The organism is Mesorhizobium sp. CA5, from assembly GCF_020165105.1.
In the GTDB taxonomy this organism is placed as follows: domain Bacteria; phylum Pseudomonadota; class Alphaproteobacteria; order Rhizobiales; family Rhizobiaceae; genus Mesorhizobium.
This window is the reverse complement of sequence record NZ_JAIUHJ010000011.1, coordinates 175,310-189,122: the sequence shown is the minus strand read 5'-3', so window position 1 is coordinate 189,122 and position 13,813 is coordinate 175,310. Positions and strand designations below refer to the sequence as shown.

Sequence of the window (13,813 nt, the reverse complement as noted above, 5' to 3'; positions counted from 1 at the left end):
CCGAGTGTATGGGCAGAGCGAAGACCGAGAGCATCCCGGCGGACGTCTATATCCAGTTCGTGCGGGCATTGTTCGACAACGCCGGCATGGTGGCGATCGGCGGCGTATGCTACTGGATTGTCGGTTTCATGGTCTACCTGCGCACGCAGGATCTGCTTTATCTGGCCTTGGCTTTCGTTCTGCTATCGGCCAGCCTCTGGCGGTACTTCAGCATCCAAGGCTTCCATAGAGCGGGCGGCACCATAGCAAGTGTCGCAGAGGCAGAAGCGATAGAGCGCAACTACATTATCAAAGGCAGCGCGCAGGGCCTCGCATTGGGGTCATTCTGCTTCGTGTCGATCTACCTGCGTCCTGACCAGTTTGGTGAACTGGCGTCGGTGTCGTTGTCGTTGACGACCCTGGTAACGGTTGTCGGGCGAAGTTACGGGTCCATGCGCATGGTCCAGATTTTTTCATTGACCCTCGTCGGGCCGGCGGCTCTTGCGCTCATCCTGCGTATGGATATGGCTTCTGTCGTCCTCGGCTTGATGATCATCCCACTGACGTTCGTCACGATCAGCAGCGCTGACCATGTCCGCAACGTGCTCTTCTCCGCGGTCATCGGCCACAAGCAGGCGAGGAACCTGACGCGCCGGTTCGACCGCGCGCTCAACACCATGTCGCACGGCCTGGTCATGCTAGGCCCGGACGGCCGCGTCGCGGTGGCCAATGCCGAGGCTGCCCATCTGATGTCGCTGAAATCGTCCGAGGCGCTGCTCGGGCGCTCGATCCACAGCCTGCTGATGCGCGGCGTTGCCGGCGGCATGCTGGCGCCAAAGGACTGCCGCTACATCGAGGCGCAGCTGACGCGCGCCTTGCGCGAAGGCCGCGACCGCAAGGTGCTGGTTTCGCTTGCCAATGGCCAGCACTATGAATTTTCCGCGCGCGAAGGCAGTCAGGAATTGGGCGTCATCACCTTCGAGGACGTGACGGCCCGCGTCGAGGCGGAGGAAAAGATCCGCTTCATGGCGCGCTACGACAATTTGACGGGGCTGCCGAACCGCGCCTATTTCAACGAACTGGTCGGCGAAGCCATGGCGTCCGGCGACCGCGACCGGCTCTGCGGCCTCGCCGTGCTCGACCTCGACGATTTCAAGAGCGTCAACGACACACTCGGCCATCCGGTCGGCGATGGGCTGATCTATGCCTTGGCCGAGCGGCTGGCTGCGGTCGCCGGGCCAGGCATCAATGTCAGCCGTTTCGGCGGCGACGAGTTCATGGTCTTCTTCGACCGCATCGAGGACGAGAGCCATCTCAACGATTTGCTCGACGAGATCTTCGTCAACCTGCAGGGGGAGGTGGATGTCGCCGGTCACAGCCTACGCATCCAGGCCAGCGGCGGCGCCGTGTTGTCCAGGGTCGAAGACACCGATGTCGACGCCATGATCGTCAAGGCCGACCTTGCCCTCTACAAGGCCAAGGAGCTCGGCAAGAACAGCTGGCGGCTGTTCGAGGCATCAATGGATGCCGCGTTCCGCAGTCGCCAGCTGATGAAGGCCGACCTGCGCAATGCCGTGCAGGCCAGGGAGTTGCGCGTCGTCTACCAGCCGATCGTGGCCATCAGCACCATGCGCATCGCCAGTTGCGAGGCGCTCTGCCGCTGGGACCATCCCGATCTCGGCCCGATCTCGCCCAGCGTCTTCATCCCGCTCGCCGAGGAGATGGGCATCATTGCCGACATCAGTACTTTCGTGTTGCAGGCGGCCTGCGCCGAATGCGCCAAATGGCCGACGCAGACCAGCGTATCGGTCAACCTTTCGGCCAAGGATTTCCGCAACCGCGATGTCGTGCAGAAGGTTCGTGACGCGCTGGCGGCGTCAAGCCTTGCGCCGCACAGGCTCGAAATCGAGGTCACCGAGACCGCCTTGCTCGACGACAAATCGCTGACGCGCGAGCTGATCGAAGAGATGAAGACGCTTGGCGTCCGCATTGCGCTCGACGATTTCGGCACCGGCTATTCCAGCCTCAGCTATTTGCACAAGCTGCCGCTCGACAAGATCAAGATCGATCGCTCCTTCCTGATCGATTTGAACCAGAACCGGCAGTCGCTCGATCTTCTGAAGGGCATCGTCGGCCTGTCCCGGACGCTGGGTCTTTCTGTCACCATCGAAGGGGTCGAAACCTTCGAGCAGCTGAAGACGCTGGTCCATCTGGTCAAGCCGGACTTCGTGCAGGGCTTCCTCTTCGGCGCCGCGCTCAGCGCGTCGGGCATCGAGACGATGTCGAGTGTCACGTGGCCGTTTGCAGCGGATCTGTATATCGCCGGCAAACGGACAGCCAGCTGAACGCTATTGCGTTCAAAAAACAGATCGAATGTTCACCCAATGAAAGGATGACAGCTCGGGCGCTGTCTAAATCCGCCACGTCCTGGTGCGCGCAACACCTGATTTCAGAATCACCGCGGTGATCGCCGCCAGTTCGGATCAGACAACCTGACTGCACGATCCTGCATTTTTCGCATGAGATCGCCGAACGATTCACGGCCGTTAAGGTTAACAACCGGTAAATCAGCGATATCGAATTTTCAGCTTGTGTCTCATTTCAACTCGAATAGCTTATTTATAAGCGGAATTCGAGGACAGACTATGGTTGTTGCTAGAAAGAGCGCGTCGGTCGACGCCAGCGCTAGAATCGACTCGGCGCTCAACCGATCCATGATGCAACTGCTGGATCATGTCGAATATCGTCTCATCACCGGGGGTGAAGATCAGGAGGCGATATACCGGCTCCGCTACAATTCCTATCGGCGCTCAGGTATGTGTGGTCCGATCGCGAGCGGTATGTTCGAGGATCGCTGGGATAATCTGCCCAACGCCTACCGGTTCGGTGTCTATTGCTATGGCCAATTGGTCAGCACACTGCGTTTCCATTATATTACCAGCGAGTGTCCGTTCTCGCCCTCCGTCGATGCCTATCCGGAAATATTGAAGGAGCGGCTTGCGCGCGGAGAAACCTTCATCGATGGAACCCGGTTCGCAGCCGATCCTGCCAGCGCACCGTCGCCCGGAGTGATACCTTTCCTGACACTCAGGATTGCCATGGTCGCCTCCTGTTATTTTGGCCAGGACTCGGTACTGACGCCGGTCAAGATGGAGCATTCCGCTTTTTACGTTCGTTACTTTCAGGCCGTGCAGAGGACAGAGGCTAAAGTATTTCCGGGCGTTCTTCCCCCGCTCGCACTGTTCGAAATCCCGGCCGGCGAAAACATGCGCCTGACGCTCAAACGATTGCCGTTCTTCAGATCGACGCCGATGGAGCAGCGGATGATGTTCGGCAATCCGGCCATCAACCGGCTGACGCCCCTCACCATTCTGCCGACGGCGAAATATTACCGCGCCGCGGCCTGAACGCAGGCCATGAACCTTTCGTCGGCGGCGGCGTTGTCAGAGCAATTCCAGGAAAAGTGTGAGCGGTTTTCCGTCCGGAATTGCGTCGATACAGCTCCGCAGCCTGGTCTGCCCAGGTGATCGCGCCTGTCATAGAAAGGATCCCGCATGACCATCCACTCGCTCGCGCTGACGCCGCTGATCTCGCTGATCGCCGGCGTGCTGATCCTGGTGATGCCTCGGCTCCTCAACTACATCGTCGCGCTTTACCTGATCGTTGTCGGCCTGCTCGGCCTTTTCCCCCACCTCGCCGGCTGAAATTCCGCGCCGGCCGCGTCGACATCGCGCGGCATTCGATTTCAACTTTCGTTTGAGGCTGTTGTCGCGGACTGTGCGGCAATAGCGCCATTGCTCTTGGTTCGGCTTTTCGCTATGTGCCTCGAAGGCATTTTCGAAGGGGTACTTCCATGGCTGATCACACGCCGACCGGTCCTGTCGAGCTGGGCGCGCAGATGGACTATGCCGAGCACGACCGTACCTACAAAGGCTTCCTCGGTCTTGCCAAATACGGCTCGCTGTTCTGTGCCGCCGTCCTTATTGCAATGGCCTTCGGTTTCTTCGTCGGCGGCTTCTTCTCGGCGACCATCCTGTTTATCCTGATCATGGCCGTCGGCACTCTCATTCTGCGGTAGACTTCCCAAGCCCATTGCCCTCGACGTCGCCGGACGTCCGGCCGACGCCTTGCGCAGTCAAGGTTCCAGCCGAAAGGATCATCCGGTGGGACAAATCGTATTCATCCCTCGCGAGATTGACCCGAACGAGCCGCGCGTCGCGGCCTCGCCGGAGACGGTCAAGCGCCTGGCGGGTCTCGGCTTCGACGTGATCGTCGAGAAGGGTGCCGGCCTCGGCTCACGCATTCCCGACCAGGATTTCACTGCTGCCGGCGGCGCGATCGGAACGGCGGCCGACGCCAAAAAGGCCGATGTGGTGCTGAAAGTGCGCCGGCCGACGGATGGCGAGCTCAAGGGCTACAAGCCGGGCGCCGCCGTCATCGCCATCATGGATCCTTACGGCAACGATGCCGCTGTCGCCGCGATGGCCAAGGCCGGCATCACCGCCTTTTCGATGGAATTCATGCCGCGCATCACCCGCGCCCAGTCGATGGATGTGCTTTCCTCGCAGGCCAATCTCGCCGGCTACCAGGCGGTGATCGACGCGGCCGCCGAATATGACCGCGCGCTGCCGATGATGATGACGGCGGCAGGCACAGTGCCGGCGGCGAAAGCTTTCGTCATGGGCGTCGGCGTCGCCGGGCTACAGGCCATCGCCACCGCGCGGCGGCTGGGCGCCATCGTCACCGCTACAGACGTGCGTCCGGCGGTGAAGGAGCAGGTGCAATCGCTCGGCGCCAAATTCCTGGCGGTCGAGGACGAGGAGTTCAAGGCGGCCGAGACGGCCGGCGGCTACGCCAAGGAAATGTCGAAGGAATACCAGGCCAAGCAGGCGGCGCTGACTGCCGAGCACATCGCCAAGCAGGACATCGTCATCACCACCGCGCTGATCCCTGGCCGTCCGGCGCCGAAGCTCATCTCGGCTGCCATGGTCGCCTCGATGAAGCCGGGCTCGGTGATCGTCGACCTGGCGGTCGAGCGCGGTGGCAATGTCGAAGGCGCGGTGCCCGGCAAAGTCGTGACGACAGAAAACGGCGTCAAGATCGTCGGCCATCTCAACGTGCCCGGTCGTGTTGCTGCATCCGCCTCGCTGCTCTACGCCAAGAATCTCTACGCCTTCCTCGAGACGATGGTCGACAAGGTGACGAAACAGTTTTCGATCAAGCGCGACGACGAGTTGGTCAAGGCCACGATGCTGACCGATGGCGGCAAAGTCGTGCATCCTGCCTTCGCCAAGGCGGCGGAAGAGCCGCGCACCGAGCCGGCTGCCATTCCCGCGACGACCATCGTCGCTGACGCCTTCGACAAGCCTGCTGCGAAGAAGATCGCGGCGAAGAAACCCGCCGCAGCCAAGTCGCCCTCGTCTAAGTCGAAAGGGACCGCGTGATGGAACAGCTGCAGAAAGCTCTCGATCAGCTCGATCAGGCGACCGCCGCCGTCCGCCTTGCGGTGCAGGACCTTGCCAACGCGCCCGCAGGCGAGGCTGCCGGTAATGCCGCGCACGCGCTTTCGGGTGGCGCCATCGATCCCTTCGTCTTCCGCTTCGCCATCTTCGTGCTGGCGATCTTCGTCGGCTATTATGTCGTCTGGTCGGTGACGCCGGCGCTGCACACGCCGCTGATGGCCGTCACCAACGCCATCTCCTCGGTCATCGTCGTCGGCGCGCTGCTCGCCGTCGGCATCGCCGCTTCGGGCCTGGCCGCGGGCTTCGGCTTTGTCGCGCTGGTGCTGGTCTCGGTCAACATCTTCGGCGGCTTCCTCGTCACCCAGCGCATGCTCGCCATGTACAAGAAGAAGGAAAAGTGACGTGAACGCCAACTTCGCTTCCTTCCTCTATCTTGTCTCCGGCATCCTGTTCATCCTGGCGCTGCGCGGCCTGTCGCACCCGACCACCAGCCGCCAGGGCAATCTTTACGGCATGATCGGCATGGGCATCGCCATCGCCACAACGCTGGCGCTGGCGCTGCCTTCGGCCGGCCGCTTCGGCCTGATCGTGCTCGGTCTCGCCATTGGCGGCGGCATCGGCGCCGTCACCGCGCGTCGCATCGCCATGACCTCGATGCCGCAGCTGGTCGCCGCCTTCCACAGCCTCGTCGGCTTCGCCGCCGTGATGGTGGCGGCTGCCGCCATCTACGCGCCGGAAAGTTTTGGTATCGGCACCGCAGGCGACATCCATGCCCAGGCTCTCGTCGAGATGAGCCTGGGCGTCGCCATCGGCGCCATCACCTTCACCGGCTCGGTCATCGCCTTCCTGAAGCTCGACGGACGCATGTCCGGCAAGCCGATCATGATCGGCGGCCGTCACCTCATCAACATCGCGCTCGGTATCGCGCTGGTGGTGCTGATCGTGCTGCTCGTGACCACCGAGTCCAAGCTCGTCTTCTGGCTGATCGTCGCCGCCTCGCTGGTGCTCGGCGTGCTCTTGATCATCCCGATCGGCGGCGCCGATATGCCGGTCGTGGTGTCGATGCTGAACTCCTATTCCGGCTGGGCGGCGGCGGCACTCGGGTTCACCCTCGGCAACCTGGCGCTGATCATCACCGGCGCGCTGGTCGGCTCGTCGGGCGCGATCCTGTCCTACATCATGTGCAAGGGCATGAACCGGAGCTTCATCTCGGTCATCCTCGGCGGCTTTGGCGGCGAGACCGCTGCCGTGGCCAGCGACGGCATCGAGCGCACCGTCAAGCAGGGCTCGGCCGACGACGCGGCCTATCTGATGATGAACGCGCAGAAGGTCATCATCGTGCCCGGCTATGGCATGGCGGTCGCCCAGGCGCAGCATGCGCTGCGCGAAATGGCCGACAAGCTCAAGGCCAACGGCGTCGAGGTGAAATACGCCATCCACCCGGTCGCCGGACGCATGCCCGGCCACATGAACGTGCTTCTGGCCGAGGCCAACGTGCCTTATGACGAGGTGTTCGAGCTGGAGGACATCAACTCGGAATTCGCGCAGGCCGACGTCGCCTATGTCATCGGCGCCAATGACGTCACCAACCCGTCTGCGCGCGACGACAAGTCCTCGCCGATCTACGGCATGCCGATCCTCGACGTCGACAAGGCCCGCACCTGCCTCTTCGTCAAGCGCTCGCTCGGTTCCGGCTATGCCGGCATCGACAACACGCTGTTCTACAAGGACGGCACCATGATGCTGCTCGGCGACGCCAAGAAGATGACCGAGGAAATCGTCAAGGCGATGGATCACTGAGCGTCATGGCAGGCATCAAAAAGAAAGGCCCGACAGCTGTCGGGCCTTTCTTTTTGAATCTGTAAGGGCGCGCTCAGATATCCAGATTGGCCACCGACAGCGCATTGTCCTGGATGAACTCGCGGCGTGGTTCCACCTCGTCGCCCATCAGCCGCGAGAACAGCGAGTCGGCGTCGGTCGCGTCGTTGACCTTGACCTGCAGCAGAGAGCGCACATTCGGGTCCAGCGTGGTTTCCCAGAGCTGCTCGGCATTCATCTCGCCGAGACCCTTGTAGCGCTGCATGGTGAGGCCCTTGCGGCCTGAAGCGAACACTGCGTTGAGCAGCGCCAGCGGCCCCGAGAGGAGTTCCGAGGTCTCTTTCCGACGCAAGGCAGGCTGCTCGCCATAGACTTCTGCCAGGCGCGCCGCGTAGCGGTCGAGCTGGCGCGCATCGGCCGAATTGATCAGCCCGGCGTCGAGCTGGACCACATCCTTCACGCCGCGCACGGTGCGCTCGAACACATAGCCGCCCGAACCGTCATTGGAGGTCGACAGCCTGCCGGTCCAGCCGCGCTCAGTCTCCTCGGCGATCATGTCGAGCCGCTTCGCGACGCGCTCGGCCATGGCATTGGCGCGGCCCAGATCGGCAAGCACGTCGGGATTGAGCGCACCGGCGATCGCCGCCTGCTCGACGACGCTGCGGTTATAGCGCGTGTGCAGCCCGTTGATCAGCTGGCGCACCGAAAGCGCGTCGTCGACCGAGGCGCGCAGGTCCTGTCCTGTCCGTACCTCCCCGGAAGCCAGCACCAGCGAGGCCTCATCCAGTCCGGACCCGATCAGATATTCCTCATAGGCGCTTTCGTCCTTGAGATATTGCGAGCTCTTGCCCCGCGTCACTTTGTAGAGCGGCGGCTGGGCGATGTAGAGATGGCCGCGCTCGATCAGCTCCGGCATCTGCCGGAAGAAGAAGGTGAGCAACAGCGTGCGGATGTGGGCGCCGTCGACGTCGGCGTCCGTCATCAGAATGATCTTGTGGTAGCGCAGCTTGTCGGCATTGAACTCGTCCTTGCCGATCGAGGTGCCGAGCGCGGTGATCAGCGTGCCGATCATGTCCGAAGAGAGCATGCGGTCGAAGCGCGCCCGTTCGACATTGAGGATCTTGCCGCGCAGCGGCAGGATCGCCTGGTTCTGGCGCGAGCGTCCGCCCTTGGCCGAGCCGCCGGCCGAATCGCCCTCGACAATGAAGATTTCCGACTTCGCCGGATCGCGCTCCTGGCAGTCGGCGAGCTTGCCGGGCAGCGAGGTGACGCCGAGCGAGCTCTTGCGGGTGATGTCGCGCGCCTTGCGCGCGGCCTCGCGCGCGGCCGCCGCCTGGATCACCTTCTCGACCACCACCCTGCCTTCGCTCGGATGCTCTTCCAGCCAGGTGCCCAGCGCCTCGTTGACCAGGCTTTCCACCACCGGGCGGACCTCGGACGAGACCAGCTTGTCCTTGGTCTGCGAGGAGAATTTCGGGTCCGGCACCTTGACCGATAGAACGGCGGTCAGGCCTTCGCGGCAGTCGTCGCCGGTCAGCGAGACCTTTTCCTTCTTGGTCTGGCCGGACGATTCGCCATAGCCGGTGATCTGCCTGGTCAGCGCCGCGCGGAAGCCCGCCAGATGCGTGCCGCCGTCGCGTTGCGGGATGTTGTTGGTGAAAGCCAGCACGTTCTCGTGGTAGCTGTCGTTCCACCACATCGCGACTTCCACGGTGATGCCGTCGCGCTCGGCGCGGATGGCGATCGGCGTTTCGATCAGCGGCTTCTTCACCCGGTCGAGATATTTGACGAACTCTTCCAGGCCGCCGTCGTAATGCAGCTCGTGGCGCACCAAGTCGGCATGACGCGCGTCGGTCAGCACGATGCGCACGCCGGAATTGAGGAAGGCAAGCTCGCGCAGCCGGTGCTCCAGCGTGCCATAGTCGAATTCGACCATGGTGAAGGTCTCGGCCGACGGGAAGAAGGTGATCTCGCTGCCGCTGCGGCCCTCATAGGTGCCGGGCTGTTTGTTCTGCTCATATGTGCCCGTCACCTTCAACGGCGCGTCGGCATTGCCATGCGTGAAGCTCATCTCGAAGATTTCGCCGTTGCGGCGGATCTTGAGCTTGAGCCATGCGGAAAGCGCGTTGACCACCGAGACGCCGACGCCGTGCAGACCGCCGGAAACCTTGTAGGAGTTCTGGTCGAATTTGCCGCCGGCATGCAGCTGCGTCATGATCACTTCCGCCGCCGAAACACCCTCTGAGGAGTGGATGTCGGTCGGAATGCCGCGGCCATTATCGATCACAGTGACGGAGCCGTCGGGGTTGAGCGTCACCGAGACGAGGTCGGCGTGGCCCGCCAGCGCCTCGTCGATGGCGTTGTCCACCACCTCATAGACCATGTGATGCAGGCCCGAGCCGTCATCGGTGTCACCGATATACATGCCCGGACGCTTGCGCACGGCATCCAACCCCTTCAAAACCTTGATGGAATCGGCGCCGTACTCGGCTTCCACGCCAATGGCGCTTTCGGTCTGGTCGCTCATGAATACCTGTCTGATTGATGTCGATGGTCCGGCACGGGAAAGTCACCCCGAATCGCGCCGTTTTGATGTCCTAGATATAGGCGCAAACGGCTGGTTTTCCAAGGTTTGCGGCCATTTTGCCGGCTTGGCGAGAAGCCTTTCATTCACCCCGAGCCGACGGACCGGCAAGCCGGCTGACGCGAGCCGTATTTGGTGACGATCGCGGACCTGCTCGGCCAGATGGACGCCCGCTTCGTCGGACACTACATTCGGCTGTCAGCGGAGCATGCTTCATGGACACCAAGCCCGCCCCTTTCGTGCCGCCGGCGCCGACGCCGCGCACAACGCCGCCTTCGACGCTGGAGATGATGCGCATCGTCTACCGCAATCCGCTCGAGCTGTGGGGCGAGCATACCTACAACGAGCCCTGGATCTCGGTGACCGGCATCGGCGGCCCTCTGGTCATCGCCAACGATCCCGGCCTCATCCGCCATGTGCTGATCGATAACGCCAGGAATTACAAGATGGCGACTGTGCGCCAGCTGATCCTGCGCCCGATCCTGCGCGACGGGCTGCTGACCGCCGAAGGCGAGGTGTGGAGGCGCTCGCGCAAGGCGATGGCGCCGGTGTTCACACCGCGCCACATCTCCGGCTTCGCCGGGCCGATGCTGAAGCGCACGCTGGATTTCGTCACCCGCTACGAGGCCGGCGGCATGACCGATGTCGCGCATGACATGACGATGCTCACCTACGACATCCTCGCCGAAACGCTGTTTTCCGGCGAGATCGCCGGCCAGCCCGGCAGCTTCGCCAAGGAGATCGACCGCCTGTTCGAGACCATGGGCCGTGTCGACCCGCTTGACCTTCTGCGCGCGCCGGAATGGCTGCCGCGGCTAACCCGCATCCGCGGCCGCAAGACCATGGCCTATTTCCGCAATATCGTGGCCAACACAGTGAAGATGCGCGAGGAGCGGCTGAAGCGCGATCCCGACGGCGTGCCGCAGGATTTTCTCACGCTTCTGCTGCGCGCCGAGGGGCCGGACGGGCTGACCCGCGCCGAAGTCGAGGACAACATCATCACCTTCATCGGCGCCGGCCATGAGACGACCGCGCGGGCGCTGGGCTGGACGATCTATTGCCTCGCCGGGGCGCCCTGGGAACGCGACAAGGTCGAGCAGGAGATCGACGCCGTGCTGGCGCGCGAACCCGATCCGACCAGGTGGCTGGATGCCATGCCGCTCACCCGCGCCGCTTTCGAGGAGGCGCTCAGGCTCTATCCGCCGGCGCCCTCGATCAACCGCGAGCCGATCGAGCCGGAGACCTGGAAAGGCCTCTATATCCCGAAATACGCCGCCGTGCTGGTGATGCCCTGGGTGGTGCACCGCCACCGCAAGCTGTGGGACAGGCCGGACGCCTTCCTGCCGGAGCGTTTCCATCCCGAAAACCGCGACAGGATCGACCGCTTCCAGTACCTGCCCTTCGGCGCCGGGCCGCGCGTCTGCATCGGTGCAAGCTTCGCCATGCAGGAAGCGATCATCGCTCTGGCGATCCTGTTGTCGCGCTTCCGCTTCGATGCGACATCGCAGACCCGACCTTGGCCGGTGCAGAAACTCACCACGCAGCCGCAGGGCGGCCTGCCGATGCAGGTCTCCCGCCGGGCTTGAAGCGGCTGGTTACCGATCGGCGATCGGCCGGCGCTGCTGGAACTGGCCGGCGGCGCGGAAGCGCCAGAGATAGCTGGGCAGGATGGTGGCGATCGCCTGCGGCTGGATGCCGAGGCCGGCAAGCGTCCTGGCGGCCTTGGCGGCTTCGTCCGAGACGACGTTGTGCTCGCGCAGCTGCAGCACCTGGTCCTTGGTCAGGAGCGGATTGGGTAACAGCTGCAGGATCGACGCCTGGATGTTCGCCACCCACCACGGTACCGGCACCAGCAACCGGCGGCGGTCGATGACCGCGAGCAGTTCTTCCATGCATTCCTTGAAGGTCAGCACCTGCGGGCCGCCGAGCTCGTAGATCTGGCCGCCCTTGACCTTGCCGTCGACCGAGCGCGCGATCGCTTCTGCGACGTCTCCGACATAGACCGGCTGCAGCTTATTCTGCCCGCCGCCGATCAGCGGCAGGACGGGCGACAGGCGCGCCATGCCGGCGAAGCGGTTGAAGAAGCGGTCCTCCGGTCCGAAATTGATCGATGGGCGGAATATGACGGCATCCTGAATCGTCTCGAACACTGCCCTTTCGCCCAGCGCCTTGGTGCGGGCGTAGTTGGACGGCGAATTGAGATCGGCGCCGAGCGCCGAGATCTGGGTGAGGCCGGCGCCGACCGAGCGTGCGGCCTCGGCGACGGCGCGCGCGCCGAACTCGTGCACGGCGCCAAATTTCTGGCGGCCGGTCTCATGCAGGATGGCGACCAAGTTGACGACATGGTCGGCGCCTTGCACGGCGCGGTCGACCGACCAGCGCACGCGCACATTGGCCTGCACGGGCTGAATCTGGCCGACATTGCCGAGCGGCTGCACATGGCCGGCAAGGTCGGGCCGCCGGCAGGCGACCCGGATGCGGTAGCCGCGCTTGGCCAGCGCTCGCACGACGTGGCGACCGACGAAGCCCGAGCCGCCGAAGACGACGACGAGCTTGGGGGTCTGCAGGATTTCGGTCATGACTGGCTCCGCGCGCAAATGCTTGGCTGAAGCCGTTTCTTAATCCGTTTCTCGCCAAAGGCAAAGAGCGACCGGAAGTCGCCGTCGGCTTGTTTTTGAACTTGCCCGGAATGCCTGCCCCGCCGCATTTGGGAGAACAGAAAACCCCGCCGAAGCGGGGTTTTCCGGGCAGTGTCCACACCGAAGCAGAGTCCAACGAGACGGCCTGACCTGAGACGGCATCAAGGTGGCGTGAAGCAAGCACGCCCGCCCCGCCCTGAACGCCCGGCGTGGCGCCGCCAGCCGGACGAAGCCAATCGGGCGGCTCGCGGCGTGGGGTGCCGGATATGGGTCGTGTCACGTCGAAAAAAAGTTCAATCGCGGAGGGAAAAATCAGGCCGAATAACGCTCGGCGAATTCCGAAATGCGCTGCACCACTGCCCTGGACGTGGTGATGCCGCGCGCCTTTGCCTTCTCGGCGGCGTCAGCGCGCGAGCGGCCGGGGATATGCACGCCATAGCGCCGCCGCAACCGCTCGAGCTGGTCCTTCATGCGCCGCTCGAAATTCGGGTCGAGCAGCTTTGGCTCGATGGCCAGAACGAAAAGGCCGGTGCCGGGGCTCTCCGCCCCATCGGTGAACCAGGGCGCGTCGAGCGACCAGTTGGCGCCGGAAATGCCCGCGGCCAGCACCTCGACCATTAAAGCGATGTTGGCGCCGCGCTGGCCGCCAAAGGCAAGCATGGCGCCCTTCATCGCCGCCGCCGGATCGGTGGTCGGGTTGCCGCTGGCATCCAGCGCCCAGCCTTCGGGGATCTTCTTGCCCTCCTCCGCCGCCTTGCGGATGTTGACGAAGGCGGTCGCGCTCGACGACTGGTCGATGATCAGCGGCGGCCCGTCGGCGGCGGGCGACGCAAAGGACATCGGATTGGTGCAATAGACCGGCTTGACCGAGCCCGAGCCGGCAAGCACCGCCGGCCCGTTGGTGGCAGCGAAGGACACCAGCCCCTGTTCCGCCAGCCGACCGGAGAAATAGCCGAGCGCCCCGCATGTATAGGCGTTCTTCTGCGAGAAGATCGAGACGCCGAACAGTTTTGCCGCCTTGACCAGGTCGTCGATTGTGCGGTCGAAGCCGATATGGGCAAGTCCGCCGCGCGCATCCGAAAGATAGACGGCGAGCGCCGGCCGCGTGATCGCCGGATCGGCGTTGCCGTCGATGCGGCCGGCTTCGAGCGCTTCCAGATAGTCGATGAAATGCGACAGCCCCACCGTCGACAGGCCTTCGGCCTCCGCGGCGATGATCGAGGCTGTCAGCGACTGCGCCGCCTCCTCATTGGCGCCGGCGCCAAGCGCCGCCATCCGGCATAGACCTGTTGCCTGGGCGAGGGTGAGTTGCATCAGTGTTGCCCTGCAGC

General features: G+C 63.6%; 11 protein-coding genes. 8 read left to right on the top strand and 3 right to left on the bottom strand.

Translation table 11 applies throughout. The features are described from left to right. Positions 1-8 precede the first annotated feature (8 nt). From LB529_RS16765 to LB529_RS16735, 7 genes are all read left to right on the top strand, one after another. A complete protein-coding gene (locus LB529_RS16765) occupies positions 9-2,324 on the top strand; it encodes a putative bifunctional diguanylate cyclase/phosphodiesterase (RefSeq protein ID WP_224711701.1) in 2,316 nt (771 codons plus the stop codon). 300 nt (positions 2,325-2,624) lie between these two features. Next, a complete protein-coding gene (locus LB529_RS16760) occupies positions 2,625-3,386 on the top strand; it encodes an N-acyl amino acid synthase FeeM domain-containing protein (RefSeq protein ID WP_224711700.1) in 762 nt (253 codons plus the stop codon). A 147-nt stretch (positions 3,387-3,533) separates the two neighbouring features. Beyond that, positions 3,534-3,683, top strand: coding sequence for a DUF3096 domain-containing protein (locus LB529_RS16755; protein ID WP_023729728.1), 150 nt, complete (start codon positions 3,534-3,536; stop codon positions 3,681-3,683). Positions 3,684-3,832: 149 nt separating this feature from the next. Continuing rightward, complete coding sequence (locus LB529_RS16750) at positions 3,833-4,057, top strand: aa3-type cytochrome c oxidase subunit IV (protein WP_095769375.1); 225 nt, start codon at positions 3,833-3,835, stop codon at positions 4,055-4,057. Between the two features lie 85 nt (positions 4,058-4,142). Beyond that, the gene (locus LB529_RS16745; RefSeq protein WP_224629015.1) at positions 4,143-5,423 is read left to right on the top strand and encodes a Re/Si-specific NAD(P)(+) transhydrogenase subunit alpha; all 1,281 of its coding nucleotides are present in this window, start codon (positions 4,143-4,145) and stop codon (positions 5,421-5,423) included. After that, positions 5,423-5,842: an NAD(P) transhydrogenase subunit alpha gene (locus LB529_RS16740; RefSeq protein ID WP_140545871.1), complete on the top strand. Its 420-nt coding sequence runs from the start codon at positions 5,423-5,425 to the stop codon at positions 5,840-5,842. The genes LB529_RS16745 and LB529_RS16740 overlap by 1 nt, the downstream gene beginning before the upstream one ends. Position 5,843: 1 nt before the next feature. Continuing rightward, complete coding sequence (locus LB529_RS16735; RefSeq protein ID WP_095769372.1) at positions 5,844-7,241, top strand: NAD(P)(+) transhydrogenase (Re/Si-specific) subunit beta; 1,398 nt, start codon at positions 5,844-5,846, stop codon at positions 7,239-7,241. A gap of 73 nt (positions 7,242-7,314) precedes the next feature. On the opposite strand, the gene gyrB is transcribed toward LB529_RS16735, so the two are convergent. Next, entirely contained in the window at positions 7,315-9,786 is a 2,472-nt protein-coding gene (gene gyrB / locus LB529_RS16730) for a DNA topoisomerase (ATP-hydrolyzing) subunit B (protein ID WP_224629013.1), read from the bottom strand. 272 nt (positions 9,787-10,058) lie between these two features. Between gyrB and LB529_RS16725 the strand changes: the two genes are divergently transcribed. Beyond that, entirely contained in the window at positions 10,059-11,429 is a 1,371-nt protein-coding gene (locus tag LB529_RS16725) for a cytochrome P450 (RefSeq protein WP_224711699.1), read from the top strand. Between the two features lie 9 nt (positions 11,430-11,438). Here LB529_RS16725 and LB529_RS16720 read toward each other — a convergent pair whose 3' ends face one another. Together LB529_RS16720 and LB529_RS16715 are read right to left on the bottom strand one after the other, a co-directional pair. Beyond that, entirely contained in the window at positions 11,439-12,422 is a 984-nt protein-coding gene (locus LB529_RS16720) for a complex I NDUFA9 subunit family protein (protein WP_140844809.1), read from the bottom strand. Positions 12,423-12,794: 372 nt separating this feature from the next. Further along, positions 12,795-13,796, bottom strand: coding sequence for an Ldh family oxidoreductase (locus LB529_RS16715; protein WP_224711698.1), 1,002 nt, complete (start codon positions 13,794-13,796; stop codon positions 12,795-12,797). Positions 13,797-13,813: the final 17 nt, after the last annotated feature.

Coding starts and splice junctions, on each gene's coding strand:
- LB529_RS16765 (WP_224711701.1), top strand. CDS start 9: ATGGGCAGAGCGAAGACCGAGAGCATCCCGGCGGACGTCTATATCCAG.
- LB529_RS16760 (WP_224711700.1), top strand. CDS start 2,625: ATGGTTGTTGCTAGAAAGAGCGCGTCGGTCGACGCCAGCGCTAGAATC.
- LB529_RS16755 (WP_023729728.1), top strand. CDS start 3,534: ATGACCATCCACTCGCTCGCGCTGACGCCGCTGATCTCGCTGATCGCC.
- LB529_RS16750 (WP_095769375.1), top strand. CDS start 3,833: ATGGCTGATCACACGCCGACCGGTCCTGTCGAGCTGGGCGCGCAGATG.
- LB529_RS16740 (WP_140545871.1), top strand. CDS start 5,423: ATGGAACAGCTGCAGAAAGCTCTCGATCAGCTCGATCAGGCGACCGCC.
- gyrB (WP_224629013.1), bottom strand. CDS start 9,786: ATGAGCGACCAGACCGAAAGCGCCATTGGCGTGGAAGCCGAGTACGGC.
- LB529_RS16725 (WP_224711699.1), top strand. CDS start 10,059: ATGGACACCAAGCCCGCCCCTTTCGTGCCGCCGGCGCCGACGCCGCGC.
- LB529_RS16720 (WP_140844809.1), bottom strand. CDS start 12,422: ATGACCGAAATCCTGCAGACCCCCAAGCTCGTCGTCGTCTTCGGCGGC.
- LB529_RS16715 (WP_224711698.1), bottom strand. CDS start 13,796: ATGCAACTCACCCTCGCCCAGGCAACAGGTCTATGCCGGATGGCGGCG.